The following is a 14,224-nucleotide window of genomic DNA, read 5'->3' on the forward strand; positions in this document are numbered from 1 at the left end:
AGGTTATCGGGTCGTTCACAAACTTTGTATTCAACAAAGAATCCTGTGGGAGCGAGCTTGCTCGCGAAGAGGCCAGCATGGGCAACCTCAAAACCGTGGTTTAACTGCCTTCCAATCCGGCTTATAGCGCTGCATCTGCCGCACATCATCGCGCTGGCGAATCCCGCAAGTCAGGTACTGATCATGCAGCTTGCCCAACTGATCATGGTCCAGTTCCAGCCCAAGCCCCGGTGCCCGGCTGATCTTCACACAGCCATCGACAATCGGCAGCTTGCCACCCTTGATCACCTCTTCATCCGGCTCCTGCCACGGGTAATGCGTGTCGCAGGCGTAATCCAGATTCGGCACGGCGGCCGCCACATGCGCCATCGCCATCAGGCTGATGCCCAGGTGTGAGTTGGAGTGCATCGACACACCGAGGCCAAATACATCGCACATTTTCGCCAGCGTCTGCGTATCGCGCAGGCCGCCCCAGTAATGGTGGTCGGCGAGAACAATCTGCACGCTGTTCTGCGCGACACTGCGGCGGAACTCGTCGAAATCGGTGACCACCATGTTGGTCGCCAGCGGCAGACCGGTGCGCTTGTGCAGTTCGGCCATGCCGTCGAGGCCCGGGGTCGGGTCTTCGTAATATTGCAGATCACCGCCGAGCAATTCGGCCATGCGAATTGACGTTTCCAGCGACCAGTTGCCGTTCGGATCGATACGCAACGGGTAACCGGGGAAGGCTTGTTTCAGCGCCTTGATGCACGCCACTTCATGCTCCGGCGGCAACGTACCGGCCTTGAGTTTGATGCTTTTGAAACCGTACGCCTCGATCATCCGCGCAGCCTGCGCAACGATCTGCTGCTCGCTGAGTGCTTCACCCCAATTATCCGGCTTGTACGGCGAATCGACATGCTGCGCGTACTTGAAGAACAGATAGGCGCTGAACGGCACCTCATCGCGAATCGCGCCGCCGAGCAGGTCCACCAGCGGCACATTCAGGTAATGCGCCTGCAAATCGAGAAACGCCACTTCGAATGCCGAGTAGGCATTGCTCACCGCTTTACTGGCGTGGGAACCGGGTGCCAGCTCAGCGCCGGCGAGACTGGCAGGTTTGTTCGCGGCAACCGTGGCCTGCACGATGGCGCGCAACTGATTGAGGTTGAACGGGTCGAGGCCGATCAGTTGCGCCTGCAACTGCTGCTGGATCGCCAGCGCCGGGGCATCGCCGTAGCTTTCGCCGAGGCCGATGTAGCCGTTGTCGCTTTCAATCTCGATGATCGAACGCAGGGCGAAGGGTTCGTGGATGCCACTGGCGTTAAGCAGTGGCGGATCACGAAAGGCAATCGGGGTCACGGTAACGCGGGTGATTTTCAAGATAACGCTCCTGACAGATCAACAATCAATTCAATGGCTCGCGGCCGGGCTGGCCGTCGCGACAACGGCGGCCTCGTCATGCGGCTTTGCCGGGGTTTTACCTTTGGTGCCGGGCGCTGTGCGGGCGAAGAAAATCACCACAGCGGCGATCAACGAAGTGCCGGCCAAACCATACAGACCGCCCTCGATCGAGCCGGTGGTTTGTTCGAGAAAACCGAATGCCGTCGGTGCAACGAAGCCACCAAGGTTGCCGATGGAGTTGATCAAAGCGATCACCGCCGCAGCGATACGCGCATCCAGATAGCTTTGCGGAATCGGCCAGAACAGCGCAGACGCAGCCTTGAAGCCGATGGCGGCGAAACAGATGGCGACAAACGCGAAGATCGGCCCACCGGTGGTCGACATGAACATGCCAATGGCCGCGATCACCAGCGTCAGGGCCACCCAGGCTTGCTGAAACTTCCACTTGCCGGCCATCGCCGCGAAGCCGTACATGGCGACAATCGAAATGATCCACGGAATCGAATTGAGCAGGCCGACCTGGAAATCACCGAGGTTGCCCATCTTCTTGATCATGCTCGGCAGCCAGAATGTCGCGCCGTAAATGGTCAGGGCAATGGAGAAATAGATGAAGCAGAACAACGCAATCTGCCGGTCCGCCAACAGTTTGAACATCGACGGTTTGGCCACCTGCACCGCTTCACGGGCCCGCTGTTCTTCGGCAATTGCCGCGACCAGTGCTTCACGCTCCTCTTCAGTCAGCCACTTGGCCTGACGCGGATGCGATTGCAGCCAGAACCAGACAAACGCGCAGAGCACCACCGACGCAGCGCCCTCAATCAAAAACATCCACTGCCAGCCATGCAGGCCGAGGCCGCTGATGTGCAGCAGTGCACCAGACACCGGGCCGGAGATCACCGAGGCAATGGCCGAGCCGCTGAGAAACACCGCCATGGTCTTGCCGCGCTCGGAGGCCGGCAGCCACTGGGTGAAGTAATAAATGATCCCCGGAAAGAACCCCGCCTCCGCCGCGCCGAGAATAAAGCGCAACACGTAGAAACTGGTTTCCCCCCTGACGAAGGCCATGGCCATGGCCGCAGCGCCCCAAGTGAACATGATCCGTGTCAGCCAGACCCGCGCGCCGTAACGCTGCAGGAGCATGTTGGAAGGCACTTCGAACAGCGCGTAGCCCACAAAGAACAACCCGGCACCGAGGCCGTAAGCCGCCGCACCGATGCCCAGATCGGTTTCCATGTGACTGCGCACGAAACCAATGTTGACCCGATCGATGTAGTTGACGATGAACATCACCACGAACAGCGGCAGCACGTGGCGCTTGACCTTGGCGGCGGCACGGGCGAGAACCGTGACGTCCAGCGGACTCTGGAGGGTTTTCAAGGGGCGACTCCCGATCTTGTTTTTTTAGGGATGGCGTGAAGCGATGGACCGATCATGGACGGCGATCATTGATCCCGTCTAATCTAACTTGGCATTCGATTGATACCTGGATTAGATCAATGTTCGAACTGACCCAACTGCGTTGCTTCACCACCGTTGCCACCGAACTCAACTTTCGCCGCGCTGCTGAGCGCCTGAACATGACCCAGCCACCGCTGAGCCGGCAGATCCAGTTGCTGGAACATCACCTCGGCGTCGAGCTGTTTACCCGCAGCACCCGCAGCGTCGCGTTAACCGCTGCCGGTCGGGCCTTTTTCATCGAAGCCCAGAACCTGCTGGAGCGTGCGCAGCAAGCGGCCGTCACCGCCCGGCGGTTTGCCGAGGGCGACATTGGTTCGGTAAACATCAGTTTTGTCGGCAGCGCGGTGTATGAGTTTTTGCCCAAGGTGATCGCCGAGGCACGCCTGAAACAGCCGCAGGTGAAAATCGATCTGTCGGAGATGAACACTTACCAGCAGCACGAAGCCCTGCGCGCGCGCCGCATCGATCTGGGCATCGCCCGTGCGCCGCTATTGGAACCGGGCTACGCCACAGAGTGCCTGGTGCGCGAACCGTTCGTGCTGGCGGTGCCGAGCGGACATCCATTGGCGACAGCGGCTGACGTGGCGGTCAGTGACCTGGATAAACAGCCGTTCCTGATGTATTCCCACGCCGCGTATCCGCCGTTCAACGAATTGCTGACCGGTATGCTGCGCTCGGCGCGGGTCGCGCCGGATTATGTGCAGTGGCTGGGTTCTTCTCTGACGATTCTGGCTCTGGTCAACGCCGGCATGGGTCTGGCACTGGTGCCGCGTTGCGCTACCAGTGTGGTGTTCAAAAATGTGGTGTTTCGCGATATCGATCTGGGCGAAGGGGTGCAGAGCGAGTTGCACCTGATCTGGCGGGAGAACAACGACAACCCGGCGTTTGCGATGTTGCTGGAAGCGATTCGCCGGGCGGTGGCTGAGGGTTGGGGTTAAGAGACTGGCGGCGCTAATCAGCGCTTTGGCGGTGGTGGCGCACTGGGCCCTTTAACCAAGGTTTTTGCCAGTTGCTTACCGTCCGGGCCAACAAAGAGGCGCGCAATGTGAGGTGGAATAGGTTTTGGTTCTTTTGCACTCATGATAAAACCTCCTCGACGAAACTGAATTCGACCCACTGAACTTTCGACGAATCTATCACCAATAATTCGGCGCCAAAAGGGAGCGCCAGGCCATCATCGCCAAGCCAGCGTGGATTCAACACGATGAACTGCCCTTCCGTAGGGCTGGAGGGCCACTCCAAAGGCCAGCCAAACAATCGCCGCTCATCACTCAGATGCAAAGTGACAAGGCGATCGTGCCTCTCAAAGGCGCTGTACCACTCGTTGGGATGAGAGTTTTTACGTGTCAGATTTCGCTTGCGTAGCAGCGCATGCAGCCTCCCGTTTGAAGCCAAATAACAGAAAAGCCCAGCGAGACATACTGAAACAATAAAGGCCCACAATGCCTCCGCCCGAGCATCCCATTTCCCCACAGAAAAGCCTTTCGAACCCACCCACAGACAAATTGCCCCAATCCCCAATACCGCTCCCTGAATCACAAACGTAAAAATCAGCGCCTGCACAATCTGCCCGAACGTATCGGGGCGTTTGAACGCAGTCAGCGAGTAAAAAATCCACGCTGACAAGAATCCGGGGATCAAGTACTGCAACAGTGGAATAACTTCTTTGACCAGATCATCCATGATCCGAGGCTCCTTGAAAGGTCATGCCGGCCTGACAATCAACCGACCCTCAAAAGCCTAGTGCACATGGTTCAATACCCTGGTGCGCAACTGTCACCGCTCATTACGCATCCTGCAAAATCAGATCCGCACCCTTCTCCGCCACCATCAACACCGCCGCGTGGGTATTGCCCGACGTCACGTTCGGAAAGATCGACGCATCAACAACCCGCAGCCCGCCGAAACCGTGCACCTTCAGGCGCTTGTCGACCACCGACGTCTGCTCGTCGGCGCCCATCGCGCAGGAACCGCAGAGGTGATAAATCGAGCCGCAGTTGTCACGGAAGTACTGCAACATCTGTTCATCGGTTTGCACCGCTGGCCCCGGCAAAACCTCGTCGACGGTGATGGATTTCAGCGCCGGCGCATTCATGATCTTGCGCATCAGACGACTGCCCTGAATCACCTCGTCGATGTCCTTTTGCGTGCTCAGGTAGTTTGGATCGATCAGCGCCGCATCGCGCGGATTTTTCGAGGCAATTTCGATGTGCCCGCGGCTGGTTGGCCGGCACGGGTTGAAGCACAGCAGGAAGCCTGAATAGGGTTCGGGCTTGAGGCTGGCCTTGTTGTTTTTCGGGATCTGGTACGACAGCGGATTGAAATACAGCTGCAGGTTTGGATGATGCTGCTGCGCGTCGCCACGGAAGAAACCACCGGCCTGATTCACGCTCATGGCCAATGCGCCTTTGCGTGTCAGCAGGTATTTGATACCGAGCTTGAGCTGGCCGAACAGCGAGCTCAGCTGATCATTGAGCGTCGGGATATTGGCCTTGTAGTAGTAACTGGCGCAGAGGTGATCCTGCAGGTTTTGCCCGACTGCCGGCAGGTGTTTGACCAAAGGAATGCCGTGTCTGGCCAGCAGCGCGCTATCCGCCACGCCGGACAATTGCAGGATCTTCGGCGTGTCGACCGCGCCGGCGCACAGGATCACTTCCTTGCGCGCGGTAAAGGTCCGCACGACGCCATGCTGAGTAATCGAGATGCCAGTCGCGCGTTCCTGCGCGTCATCAAACAACACCCGATCGACCAGCGCGTAATGCTCGACCGTCAGGTTCGCTCGTTTCAGTGCCGGATGCAGATGGGCGAAACTGCTGGAGCAGCGCTGACCATTCCTGGTGTTGACGTCGTAGAGGCCTGCGCCTTCGAACTTCGCACCGTTGAAATCCTCACTGCGCGGATAGCCGAGTTCAGCGCAACCCTCAAGAAACACATCACAGATCGGATGGGTCTGGCCCTTCATCGGCGTGATGCTGATCGGGCCACTGCCACCGTGGTACTCGCTGTCACCCAGCGGGTGATTTTCCAGTTTGCGGAAGTACGGCAGCACGTCCTTGAAGCCCCAGCCATCGTTGCCATGGGCGGCCCAATCGTCAAAATCATGAGCCTGGCCGCGCACGTAGATCATCGCGTTGATCGAGCCCGAACCGCCCTGCACTTTGCCGCGCGGGGCGTAGATTTCACGGTTGCCCAACTGCTTTTGTGGCTGGCTGTAGTACATCCAGTTGAAGGTCGGGTTGTAATACATTTTGGCGAAGCCGACCGGGATCTTGAACCACAGCGAACTGTCCTTGCCGCCCGCTTCCAGCAACAGCACGGTGTATTGGCCCGAGGCCGAGAGCCGGTTGGCCAGCACGCAGCCAGCGGCGCCGGCGCCAGCGATGATGTAGTCGTATGTCATGCACGGTTACCGCGTAAGTCGTTGTACAAAATTCGCCGCCCTTGTGGGAGCGAGCTTGCTCGCGAAGGCGGCCTATCAGCTTGCATTTTTATTGCCTGACGTTCCGCTTTCGCGAGCAAGCTCACTCCCACAGGGGATTGGCTTGGCAATCAAAACCTGTGTCAGCCGCGAGCCGGCGAGGTGTCTTTGACGTCAGCCGGGCTCGGCGCCATCTGCAGGTGCAAACGCTCACCGGTGTACGGCGAATGCCGGCGCACCACGTCCATGTTCAGCTCGACCCCAAGACCCGGTTCGGTGGACGGAATGATGTAGCCGTCCTCCCACTGCAACGGCTTGGTCAGTACTTCGGCGTGGAAGCCGCCCCAGGTCTCGATGCTTTCCTGAATCAGAAAGTTCGGTGTGCAGGTCGCCAACTGGAAACTCGCTGCCGCACCAATCGGCCCGTTGTACAGATGCGGGGCGATTTGCGCGTAATACGCTTCGGCCATGCTGGCGATCTTCTTGGCTTCGAGCAGGCCGCCGCAGCGCGCCACGTTCATCTGCAAAATCGACGCGCCGCCGGCCTGCAACAACTTGAAGAATTCGTATTTGGTGGTCAGGCGTTCGCCAGTGGCAATCGGGATGCTGGTCTTCGCCGCGACTTGCGCCATGGCCTCTTCCTGGCCCGGTGGCACCGGCTCTTCGAACCACAGCGGGTCGTATTTTTCCAGACGCTTGGCCAAGCGAATTGCCGACGACGGCACCATCTGCCCGTGCGTGCCGAACAACAGGTCGCACTTGTCGCCGACCGCTTCGCGGATCTTGCGGCAGAAGGTTTCGCAGCGCTCCAGCACCTCCAGCGAAATCTGGTGCCCGGAGTACGCGGTGTACGGCCCGGCCGGGTCGAACTTCACCGCGGTGAAGCCTTTGTTCATGTTGTCGATGGCGCATTCGGCGGCCAGATCCGGGTCGTCGTAGTCATACTCGCCACGGCTGTTGAGCGGATACAGATAGGTGTAGGAACGCAGGCGTTCATTGACTTTGCCGCCAAGCAATTCGTAAACCGGTTTGTTCGCCGCTTTGCCGATGATGTCCCAGCAGGCCATCTCCAGGCCGCTGACCACGCCCATCATGGTCAGGTCGGGGCGTTGGGTGAAACCGCTGGAATAGGCCTGGCGGAAGAAACGTTCGATGTGGTGCGGATCCTGATTGAGCAGGTAGCGTTCGAACACGTCTTCGATGATCGGCAGCATGGCTTTCGGGCCAAAGGTCGCCGCGTAAATCTCGCCGACGCCTTCGATGCCGCAATCGGTCTTGAGTTTGACGAACAGCCAGTACATACCGCCGATGTGCGGCGGCGGTACGGCAACGATATGGGTTTCAAGGGCGATGATTTTCACTCAGGCACCTGCTTTTTTCGAAGATTGACGATTGATTCGCGCACGCAAGGTCACGGCAGCGAGCGTGCCGACCAAACCGATAGTGGCGATGTAGCCGAAGTACAGCTTGTAGCCGAGGGCCCCGGGAAAGTGCTCGGTGAGGTAGCCGTTGATCAGCGGGATAAAGGCATCCGGCATGTAGCCGACCACCGAGACAATGCCAATGGCCAGGCCGGTGATGCGCAGCGGAATGTTGCAGCTGTCGAGGATCGCCCAGTACAGACCACGAATTGCGTAGGTCATCAAACCGATGAAAATCACCGTAGCGATCAACAGCCCCATGCTGTTGAGTCCCGGGAAAACAATCAGCCCGACAATGGCCAGACTCGCCAGCAACAGCGCAACGATCAGCACCGAGATATTCGAGAACTTGTCGCCCAGCCAGCCGCCACCGATGCCACCGATCGGACGCATCCACAGTTTGATCGTGGTGATGGTGCCGGCCATGACCGCGGTCATGCCGCTGCCTTGCAGATAGTCGGAGAAACTGTAGGTGGCCCAGAAGATGTGATAACCGCAGAACACGATGGCGGTGACCAGCCAAAGCTCAGGAATTTTTACTAGTGTGGTCAGGTCGGCGAGCAGGTTGAACTTGCCCTTCTCCACCGCTGGCGTGTCCTCCATCGACTTCGGATCCTTGATCAGCACCAGCACGCAGCCGATGGCGATACAAGTGAAGGCGTACAGATAAACCACGTGCTTGAAGCCTTCGGCGGTCGACTCGCCACGGGTTTCAGTGGCGAAGGCAAACAGCCCCAATGCCACCGTCGCCAGCAACGCTTCAACCAGCCCGCGACCACCGTCGAGAATGCCGAAGAACCGGCCCTGTTCGGTGTGGTGCGCAATCATCTTCACGCGCTTGAGCACCGAGGCCCAGAAGGTCAAACCGGTGGTCAAACCCCAGCAGCCGAAGATGATCATCAACCCGGTCATCGACGGCGCGGTCGAGTACCAAAGACCCAGGACACCGGTAGCCACCAGCGAGAAAAAAATCAGAAAGCGCGGTGCAATGCGGTCGGCCAGCCAACCGCTCGGCAAGTAACTGAGCAGGAAGATCGTGCCGAGCATCGAGTACAGATAACCCAGCTCGCTGTGGTTGATCTGGAACACCTCGAGCATGGTCGTTTGATAGACCTGGCGCAGGTACAGAATGGGGTAGATCGCGCCGGCGGCCAGCACCAGCAACATCAATTGGAAATAGCGACTTCCCTTGTCGCTCTGGCTTTTTACGGCCGACGTGGAACCCTGAACAGCGGCAGCAGAGGATGCATGCTTGGACATTGAAGTGACCTCGGGCAGCCCGTGCTGGGCGCCCCTGATAATTGTTTTTATTAGATAAAATCAGCTGCGAGTTTCAAGCTACAAGCGGCAAGCCAAAGCCCGTCACCGTTTGCCCTTACTTGCAGCTTGAAGCTCACAGCTAGCAACTGCTTTTCTAGTACTTCATGACCACGAGTCGGGTCTGGGTGAATTCGAGCATGCCGTGCTTGCCGTCATCGCCGCCCAGGCCCGAGCGTTTCCAGCCGGCGTGGTAGCCCTGATACGGATCCGCCGGGGTGCGATTGACGTACAACTCGCCGGCCTCGATGGCGTTGGCGACTTTCTGTGCGGTGCGGTAGTTCTCGGTGTAGAGCACCGAAGACAGGCCGAACTGATGGTCGTTGGCCATGGCCAGCGCCTCGTCGATGTCGCGGTACTTGAGCACCGGCAGCACCGGGCCGAAGATTTCCTCCTGGACGATTTCCATGTCCTGCCGGCAACCACTCAGCAGCGTCGGCGGATAGAAATGCCCCGGCCCTTGCGGCAGCACGCCACCGCTTTCGAGCGTCGCGCCGGCAGCGATGGCGCGCTCGACCAGGGCGTGAATGTTCTGCTGCGAACTGGCGTTGACCAGTGGGCCCATCAGGCTGGCGTCGGTGGCGCGGTCGCCGAATTTGACTTCAGCGATTTTCGCCTTGAGCAGCGCGAGGAATCGCTCGTAGACGCTTTCCTGCACATAGACGCGCTCTACCGCCGTGCACAACTGGCCGCAATGAGTGGTCTTCGAGGCGATGATCGCGGTCGCCGCCGCTTCCAGGTCGGCGTCCGCTTCGATGATTGCCGGGGTTTTGCCGCCCAGTTCCAGCGACGGCTTGGCGATGTTCGCCTTGCAGTAATCGAGGACGATGCGCCCGGCGTTGACGCTGCCGGTCAGGGTAATCAGACCCACGGCTTTATGGGTGCAGACGGCCGCCGCCGTGGCGTGATCCATGGTCAGGATGTTGATCACGCCGGCCGGCATGCCCGATTGCTGCACCGCTTTGGCAATTTCGAATGCCGAGGTCGGCGTGTTGTTGCTGGGGCGCACCACCACGGTGTTGCCGGCAATCAGCGCCGGGGCGATTTTGCGCAGCAAGGTGTAGACCGGATAGTTGAACGGGATCAGGCACGCAACGACACCGATTGGCTCGCGGTGCAGAAACAGGTTTTCGTCAGGGCTGTCGCTGGGGATGATTTCGCCTTCGATACGCCGCGCCCATTCAGCGTGGTAGCGGGTGATCTGCGCGGCGTAACGGGCTTCGTTGCTGGCATCGCTGACGCTTTTGCCGGACTCGGCGGCCAGTGCGGCACCGATGGCCTCGGCGCGGTCTTCGAGGGCTGTGGCGAAGGCACGCAGATGTTCGGCGCGTTCGATGCTGGTGAGTTTGCTCCAGACCTTTTGCGCCGCTGCCGCCGCATCGACTGCGGCGGTGGCCTCCTCGGCGGTGGCACCCGATACATGGCCGAGCAACGCTTCGGTGGCCGGGTTGTAGACCGCGATCAGCGCCGCGCTGGCAGGCTCGATGAATTGGCCATTAACAAAATTTCGCTCGGTTCGCATGTGCATCGCCCATCGTTTGTTTTTATCAATGCCGCCAGTCTTGTCATCGATGGCGGGTTGAACAAACGATTTATCGGGCGGTTAAACATTCGAAAAAGGCAGGTTACCCTTAATGGCGCCCCTGCCCCCTGTGGGAGCGAGCCTGCTCGCGAATGCGGTGGATCAGGCACAACACTGTTCACTGACACACCGCTTCCGCGAGCAGGCTCGCTCCTACAGAGGATTTATGGTGATTCAGATGGCAGCGGTCGAAGGCTCCAGCTGACGCTGCGCCAGCCAGATTTCCTCTTGCAGCCACTGACTGAACACCTGCAACTGCGGCATCCCGGTCTGCTCCGGCCGGGTCACCAGCCAATACGACTGATGCCCCTCTACATGCACATTCAGCACTTGCGTCAACTGCCCGCTGGCCAGCTCGGCCGCGACCATGTGCCAGTCGGCAATGGTGATGCCCAGACCATCGGTCGCCGCCTGAATCGCCAGATCGAGCAGATCGAACTCATAACCGCCCTGGGTATCCACACCAGTAATCCGCGCCGCATCGAGCCAATGTTTCCAGGTCAGATAACGCTGATCTTCCCTGGCCAGCACATGCAACAACGTCAGACGATTGAGATCGATGCCCGAGTCGCCGCCCTCACGGGCGTGCAGCGATGGCGCGCACACGGCAATATGCCGTTCCTGTATCAGCAATGAACTGTCGAGCCCGTCCCACTCACCGTCGCCAAAACGGATCGCACAATCGAGCGTGCTGGTTTCCGCGAGGCTGTCCTGCAAGCGTGTGGTGATGCTTAATTCGAGCTCCGGGTGTTGCTCGCGCAAACGGCCCAGGCGCGGCATCAACCAGCGACTGGTGAAGGTCGGCGGCGCATTGATGTGCAAGCGGTTGGAGTGGGTTTTCTGCTGGATGCTGCGCACCGTCAGCTCGATCTTGTCGAACGACTGGTGCAACGCCCGCAGCAGGACTTTCCCGGCACCGGTCAACTCCAGATGATGATGGCGACGCTCCAGCAGGCTCTCGCCGAGCTGTTCTTCCAGCTGCCGGACCTGACGACTGACCGCGCTCTGGGTGACATTGAGCAATTCGGCGGCGCGGGTAAAACTGCCGGTGCTGCCGGCCACTTCGAACGCTTTGAGCGCGTTCAGGCCGGGCATTTTGCGTTTCATATCAAGGCACTCGAAAACCACTGACAAGGCGCCAAGCTTCCCATGAGTGTGCCGGACTGTCCTACAGGAATTTGTGAGTAACATGCATTCGATGCAGGTTTGTTCACCATTTTTATCGTTTGTTCAACAAACGGCGGATGGCAAAACTGCGCGGCATCTCTAATAAAAACAATCGAGAGCCGCTCCATGCCCTTCTCTGCTTCCTTGCGCTTGCGCACAACGTCCATCGCTCTGTTCTGCAGCATTGCCGCCCCGACGATGGCCGTGCAGGTCACCGACAACCTTGATCTGGGCGGCGCCATTCGTGCGCGCTGGGACCTCGACCCGGATCGTGACATTCAGAAGTTCGGGCTCGACACGGTGTTCCTCAGCGCCAAGTACAATTCCGACAGCTGGATCGGTGAGGCGCAGTACCGCTTTTACGGTCGCTCGTATCCCTACCAGTACACGAAAAACTATGGCGACATTCAGTTCGCCAAGTTCGCGTGGGTCGGCTACAAATTCAATCCCGATCAGCAAGTGCAAGTCGGCCTGAACACCGTGCCGTTCGGTTTGCAGCCGTACTTCGGCAGCACCTTCTACGAAACCCTCGGCAACGTCATCGGCCTTGAAGACGTGCAACAGGTCGGCGCCAAGTACATCCAGCAAAGCGGCGACTGGAACCTCCAGGCCGGTTACTACCTGCGCCCGGCCTGGCAAGGCAAAGGCACCAGTAATGGTGTGAGCTACTCGAGCATCGTCTCCGAGGCTGACAGCTATGTCGCCGACGGCAGCGACAACCAGGAACGCAACACCGTGGTGCTGCGCGTGGCCAAGGCACTCGATCTGGGTCCGTGGAAGTCCGAAGTCGGCGTCTCCGGCCTGACGTCCAGCCTGCAAAACCGCGGCACCAACGATGACGGCCGACGCAACGCCGTGGCCATCCACTACCTGGGCAAGAACGGCCCGTGGGGCGTGCAGCTGCAAGCCGCGCGGCAACAGATGTCGCCGCGCAATCCCGGCAGCGATGAAGTGGTCACCCTCGGTGGCTACGACGGCACTTACAACGTCGCCAGTCGCGGCAATCTGTACGTGGCCGACCTGAGCTATGACGTGGCCGGCAAATACCTGCTCGATCAGGTCAGCGGGGTCAAGCTTTACGCCAACTACAGCGCCTTCGACAAATCCGCCAGCGGCTTCAAGACGTCGGAGCGGATGATTCTTGGCAGCTCGTTTTCGGTGAGTAAATTGTGGGTCGCGGCCGAGTGGTTGTTTGGCCGTAATGATCCGTACATTGGTGGCAGCAGTTACACCCAGAGTCTGGCTGCGGGCGGGCTGGATCAGTGGGAGAACCAGGCGTATGTGAACGTCGGCTACTACTTCTGATCCAGACATGATTGCGCCGATGAGATAGCTTTCGCGAGCAGGCTCGCTCCCACATTGGAATGCATTCCAGAGTGAGAGCGAGCCTGCTCGCGAAGGCGTCCGCACAAACAACCCTTGCATCAAACCCTGCGCAATAGTCAGATACCCCCTACACATAAAACCTACAAAAACAAACCGAGCCAAACGCTCGATCCGGGGTTCTGCCGCCATGCGTCAACTGCCCTCCCTCAACACCCTGCGCGTGTTCGAAGAAGTCGCGCGTCATCGCAGCTTCAGCCAGGCAGCCCTCGGCCTGAACGTCACCCAGGGCGCGGTCAGTCGCCAGATCAAACAGCTTGAAGACTACCTCGGCGTCGCGCTGTTCGTGCGTACCCCGCAAGGCCTGTCACTGACCGAAGCCGGCAGTAACCTCAAGCCGCATCTGGCCGAAGCTTTCGACCACATGGAGCGCGCCCTGCAAGCGGTGCGCGTGCCCAATCTGCGCCAACGTCTGCGCGTACTCGCACCGCCCACCTGGGCCACGCGCTGGCTATCGCCGCACCTGCGCGCGTTCTGTCAGCGCTATCCGGACATCAGCCTCAGCGTAACCAATCAGGCCAGCCACGACAGCCTCGCGGACATCGATTGCCACATCCGTTTCGGCCTCGCCGCGTCAACCCATTGCGCCAGTCAGTTGCTGGTGATGGAACGGCACATCGCCGTGGCCAGCCCGGAACTGTTCAATGGCGATCAAGCACCGGATCTACATGAGTTTGCATTGCTGCACATCCTGCATGACGGCAAGCGCCTTAAGGTCTGGGAGAACTGGCTGGCGGCGATGGGTCGTGAGGATATCGATGCGGGACAAGGGCTGGAATTCAGCACGCTCGATCAGGTAATACACACCGCATTGGCCGGGGGCGGACTGGCGGTGATTGACCGGCAGATGATCGAGAAGGAATTGGCCAATGGCAGCCTGGTGCCAATCACTCCGATTGAAGTGATCGGGCCTTATGGGTATTGGCTGGATGTGGCGAATGACAAGCGGGGATTGTCGAAGGTGAAGTTGTTTACTGATTGGTTGAGTCTGGTGAGTAACCCCTGAAAGAGCCCCTCACCCTAGCCCTCTCCCGGAGGGAGAGGGAACTGACCGAGGTGATTATTCGAACTACGCCGACCTGAGATACCGAGTCG

At 59.3% G+C, this 14,224-nt stretch carries 11 protein-coding genes; 3 read left to right on the forward strand and 8 right to left on the reverse strand.

Features of this window, described 5'->3' with window-relative positions:
* Positions 1–87 precede the first annotated feature (87 nt).
* Both A8O26_RS08140 and A8O26_RS08145 read right to left on the reverse strand, forming a co-directional pair.
* A complete protein-coding gene (locus A8O26_RS08140) occupies positions 88–1,362 on the reverse strand; it encodes a glucarate dehydratase family protein (protein WP_064117540.1) in 1,275 nt (424 codons plus the stop codon).
* A gap of 30 nt (positions 1,363–1,392) precedes the next feature.
* Positions 1,393–2,760, reverse strand: coding sequence for an MFS transporter (locus tag A8O26_RS08145; RefSeq protein WP_064117541.1), 1,368 nt, complete (start codon positions 2,758–2,760; stop codon positions 1,393–1,395).
* Between the two features lie 119 nt (positions 2,761–2,879).
* Between A8O26_RS08145 and A8O26_RS08150 the strand changes: the two genes are divergently transcribed.
* Positions 2,880–3,779 (forward strand): LysR substrate-binding domain-containing protein, encoded by a 900-nt coding sequence (locus tag A8O26_RS08150; protein ID WP_064117542.1) that lies wholly within the window; start codon positions 2,880–2,882, stop codon positions 3,777–3,779.
* 139 nt (positions 3,780–3,918) lie between these two features.
* Here A8O26_RS08150 and A8O26_RS08155 read toward each other — a convergent pair whose 3' ends face one another.
* From A8O26_RS08155 to A8O26_RS08180, 6 genes are all read right to left on the reverse strand, one after another.
* Positions 3,919–4,524 carry a DUF6338 family protein gene (locus A8O26_RS08155; RefSeq protein WP_064117543.1) on the reverse strand — a complete coding sequence of 202 codons (606 nt, stop codon included), beginning with the start codon at positions 4,522–4,524 and terminating at the stop codon, positions 3,919–3,921.
* Between the two features lie 103 nt (positions 4,525–4,627).
* A complete protein-coding gene (locus A8O26_RS08160; protein ID WP_064117544.1) occupies positions 4,628–6,241 on the reverse strand; it encodes a GMC family oxidoreductase in 1,614 nt (537 codons plus the stop codon).
* Between the two features lie 161 nt (positions 6,242–6,402).
* Positions 6,403–7,620, reverse strand: coding sequence for a mandelate racemase/muconate lactonizing enzyme family protein (locus A8O26_RS08165; protein WP_064117545.1), 1,218 nt, complete (start codon positions 7,618–7,620; stop codon positions 6,403–6,405).
* On the reverse strand, positions 7,621–8,940 hold the full coding sequence (locus A8O26_RS08170) for an MFS transporter (RefSeq protein WP_064117546.1): 1,320 nt from the start codon (positions 8,938–8,940) through the stop codon (positions 7,621–7,623).
* 154 nt (positions 8,941–9,094) lie between these two features.
* Entirely contained in the window at positions 9,095–10,519 is a 1,425-nt protein-coding gene (gene aldA, locus A8O26_RS08175; RefSeq protein WP_064117648.1) for an aldehyde dehydrogenase, read from the reverse strand.
* Between the two features lie 234 nt (positions 10,520–10,753).
* The gene (locus A8O26_RS08180; RefSeq protein WP_064117547.1) at positions 10,754–11,686 is read right to left on the reverse strand and encodes a LysR substrate-binding domain-containing protein; all 933 of its coding nucleotides are present in this window, start codon (positions 11,684–11,686) and stop codon (positions 10,754–10,756) included.
* A 186-nt stretch (positions 11,687–11,872) separates the two neighbouring features.
* On the opposite strand from A8O26_RS08180, the gene A8O26_RS08185 reads away from it, so the two are divergent.
* Together A8O26_RS08185 and A8O26_RS08190 are read left to right on the forward strand one after the other, a co-directional pair.
* Positions 11,873–13,051 (forward strand): hypothetical protein, encoded by a 1,179-nt coding sequence (locus A8O26_RS08185; RefSeq protein WP_064117548.1) that lies wholly within the window; start codon positions 11,873–11,875, stop codon positions 13,049–13,051.
* 208 nt (positions 13,052–13,259) lie between these two features.
* Positions 13,260–14,135: a LysR substrate-binding domain-containing protein gene (locus A8O26_RS08190; RefSeq protein ID WP_064117549.1), complete on the forward strand. Its 876-nt coding sequence runs from the start codon at positions 13,260–13,262 to the stop codon at positions 14,133–14,135.
* Positions 14,136–14,224: the final 89 nt, after the last annotated feature.

Origin of the sequence: Pseudomonas fluorescens, from assembly GCF_001648775.1 — a bacterium.
GTDB classification, from domain to species: Bacteria; Pseudomonadota; Gammaproteobacteria; order Pseudomonadales; family Pseudomonadaceae; genus Aquipseudomonas; species Aquipseudomonas fluorescens_M.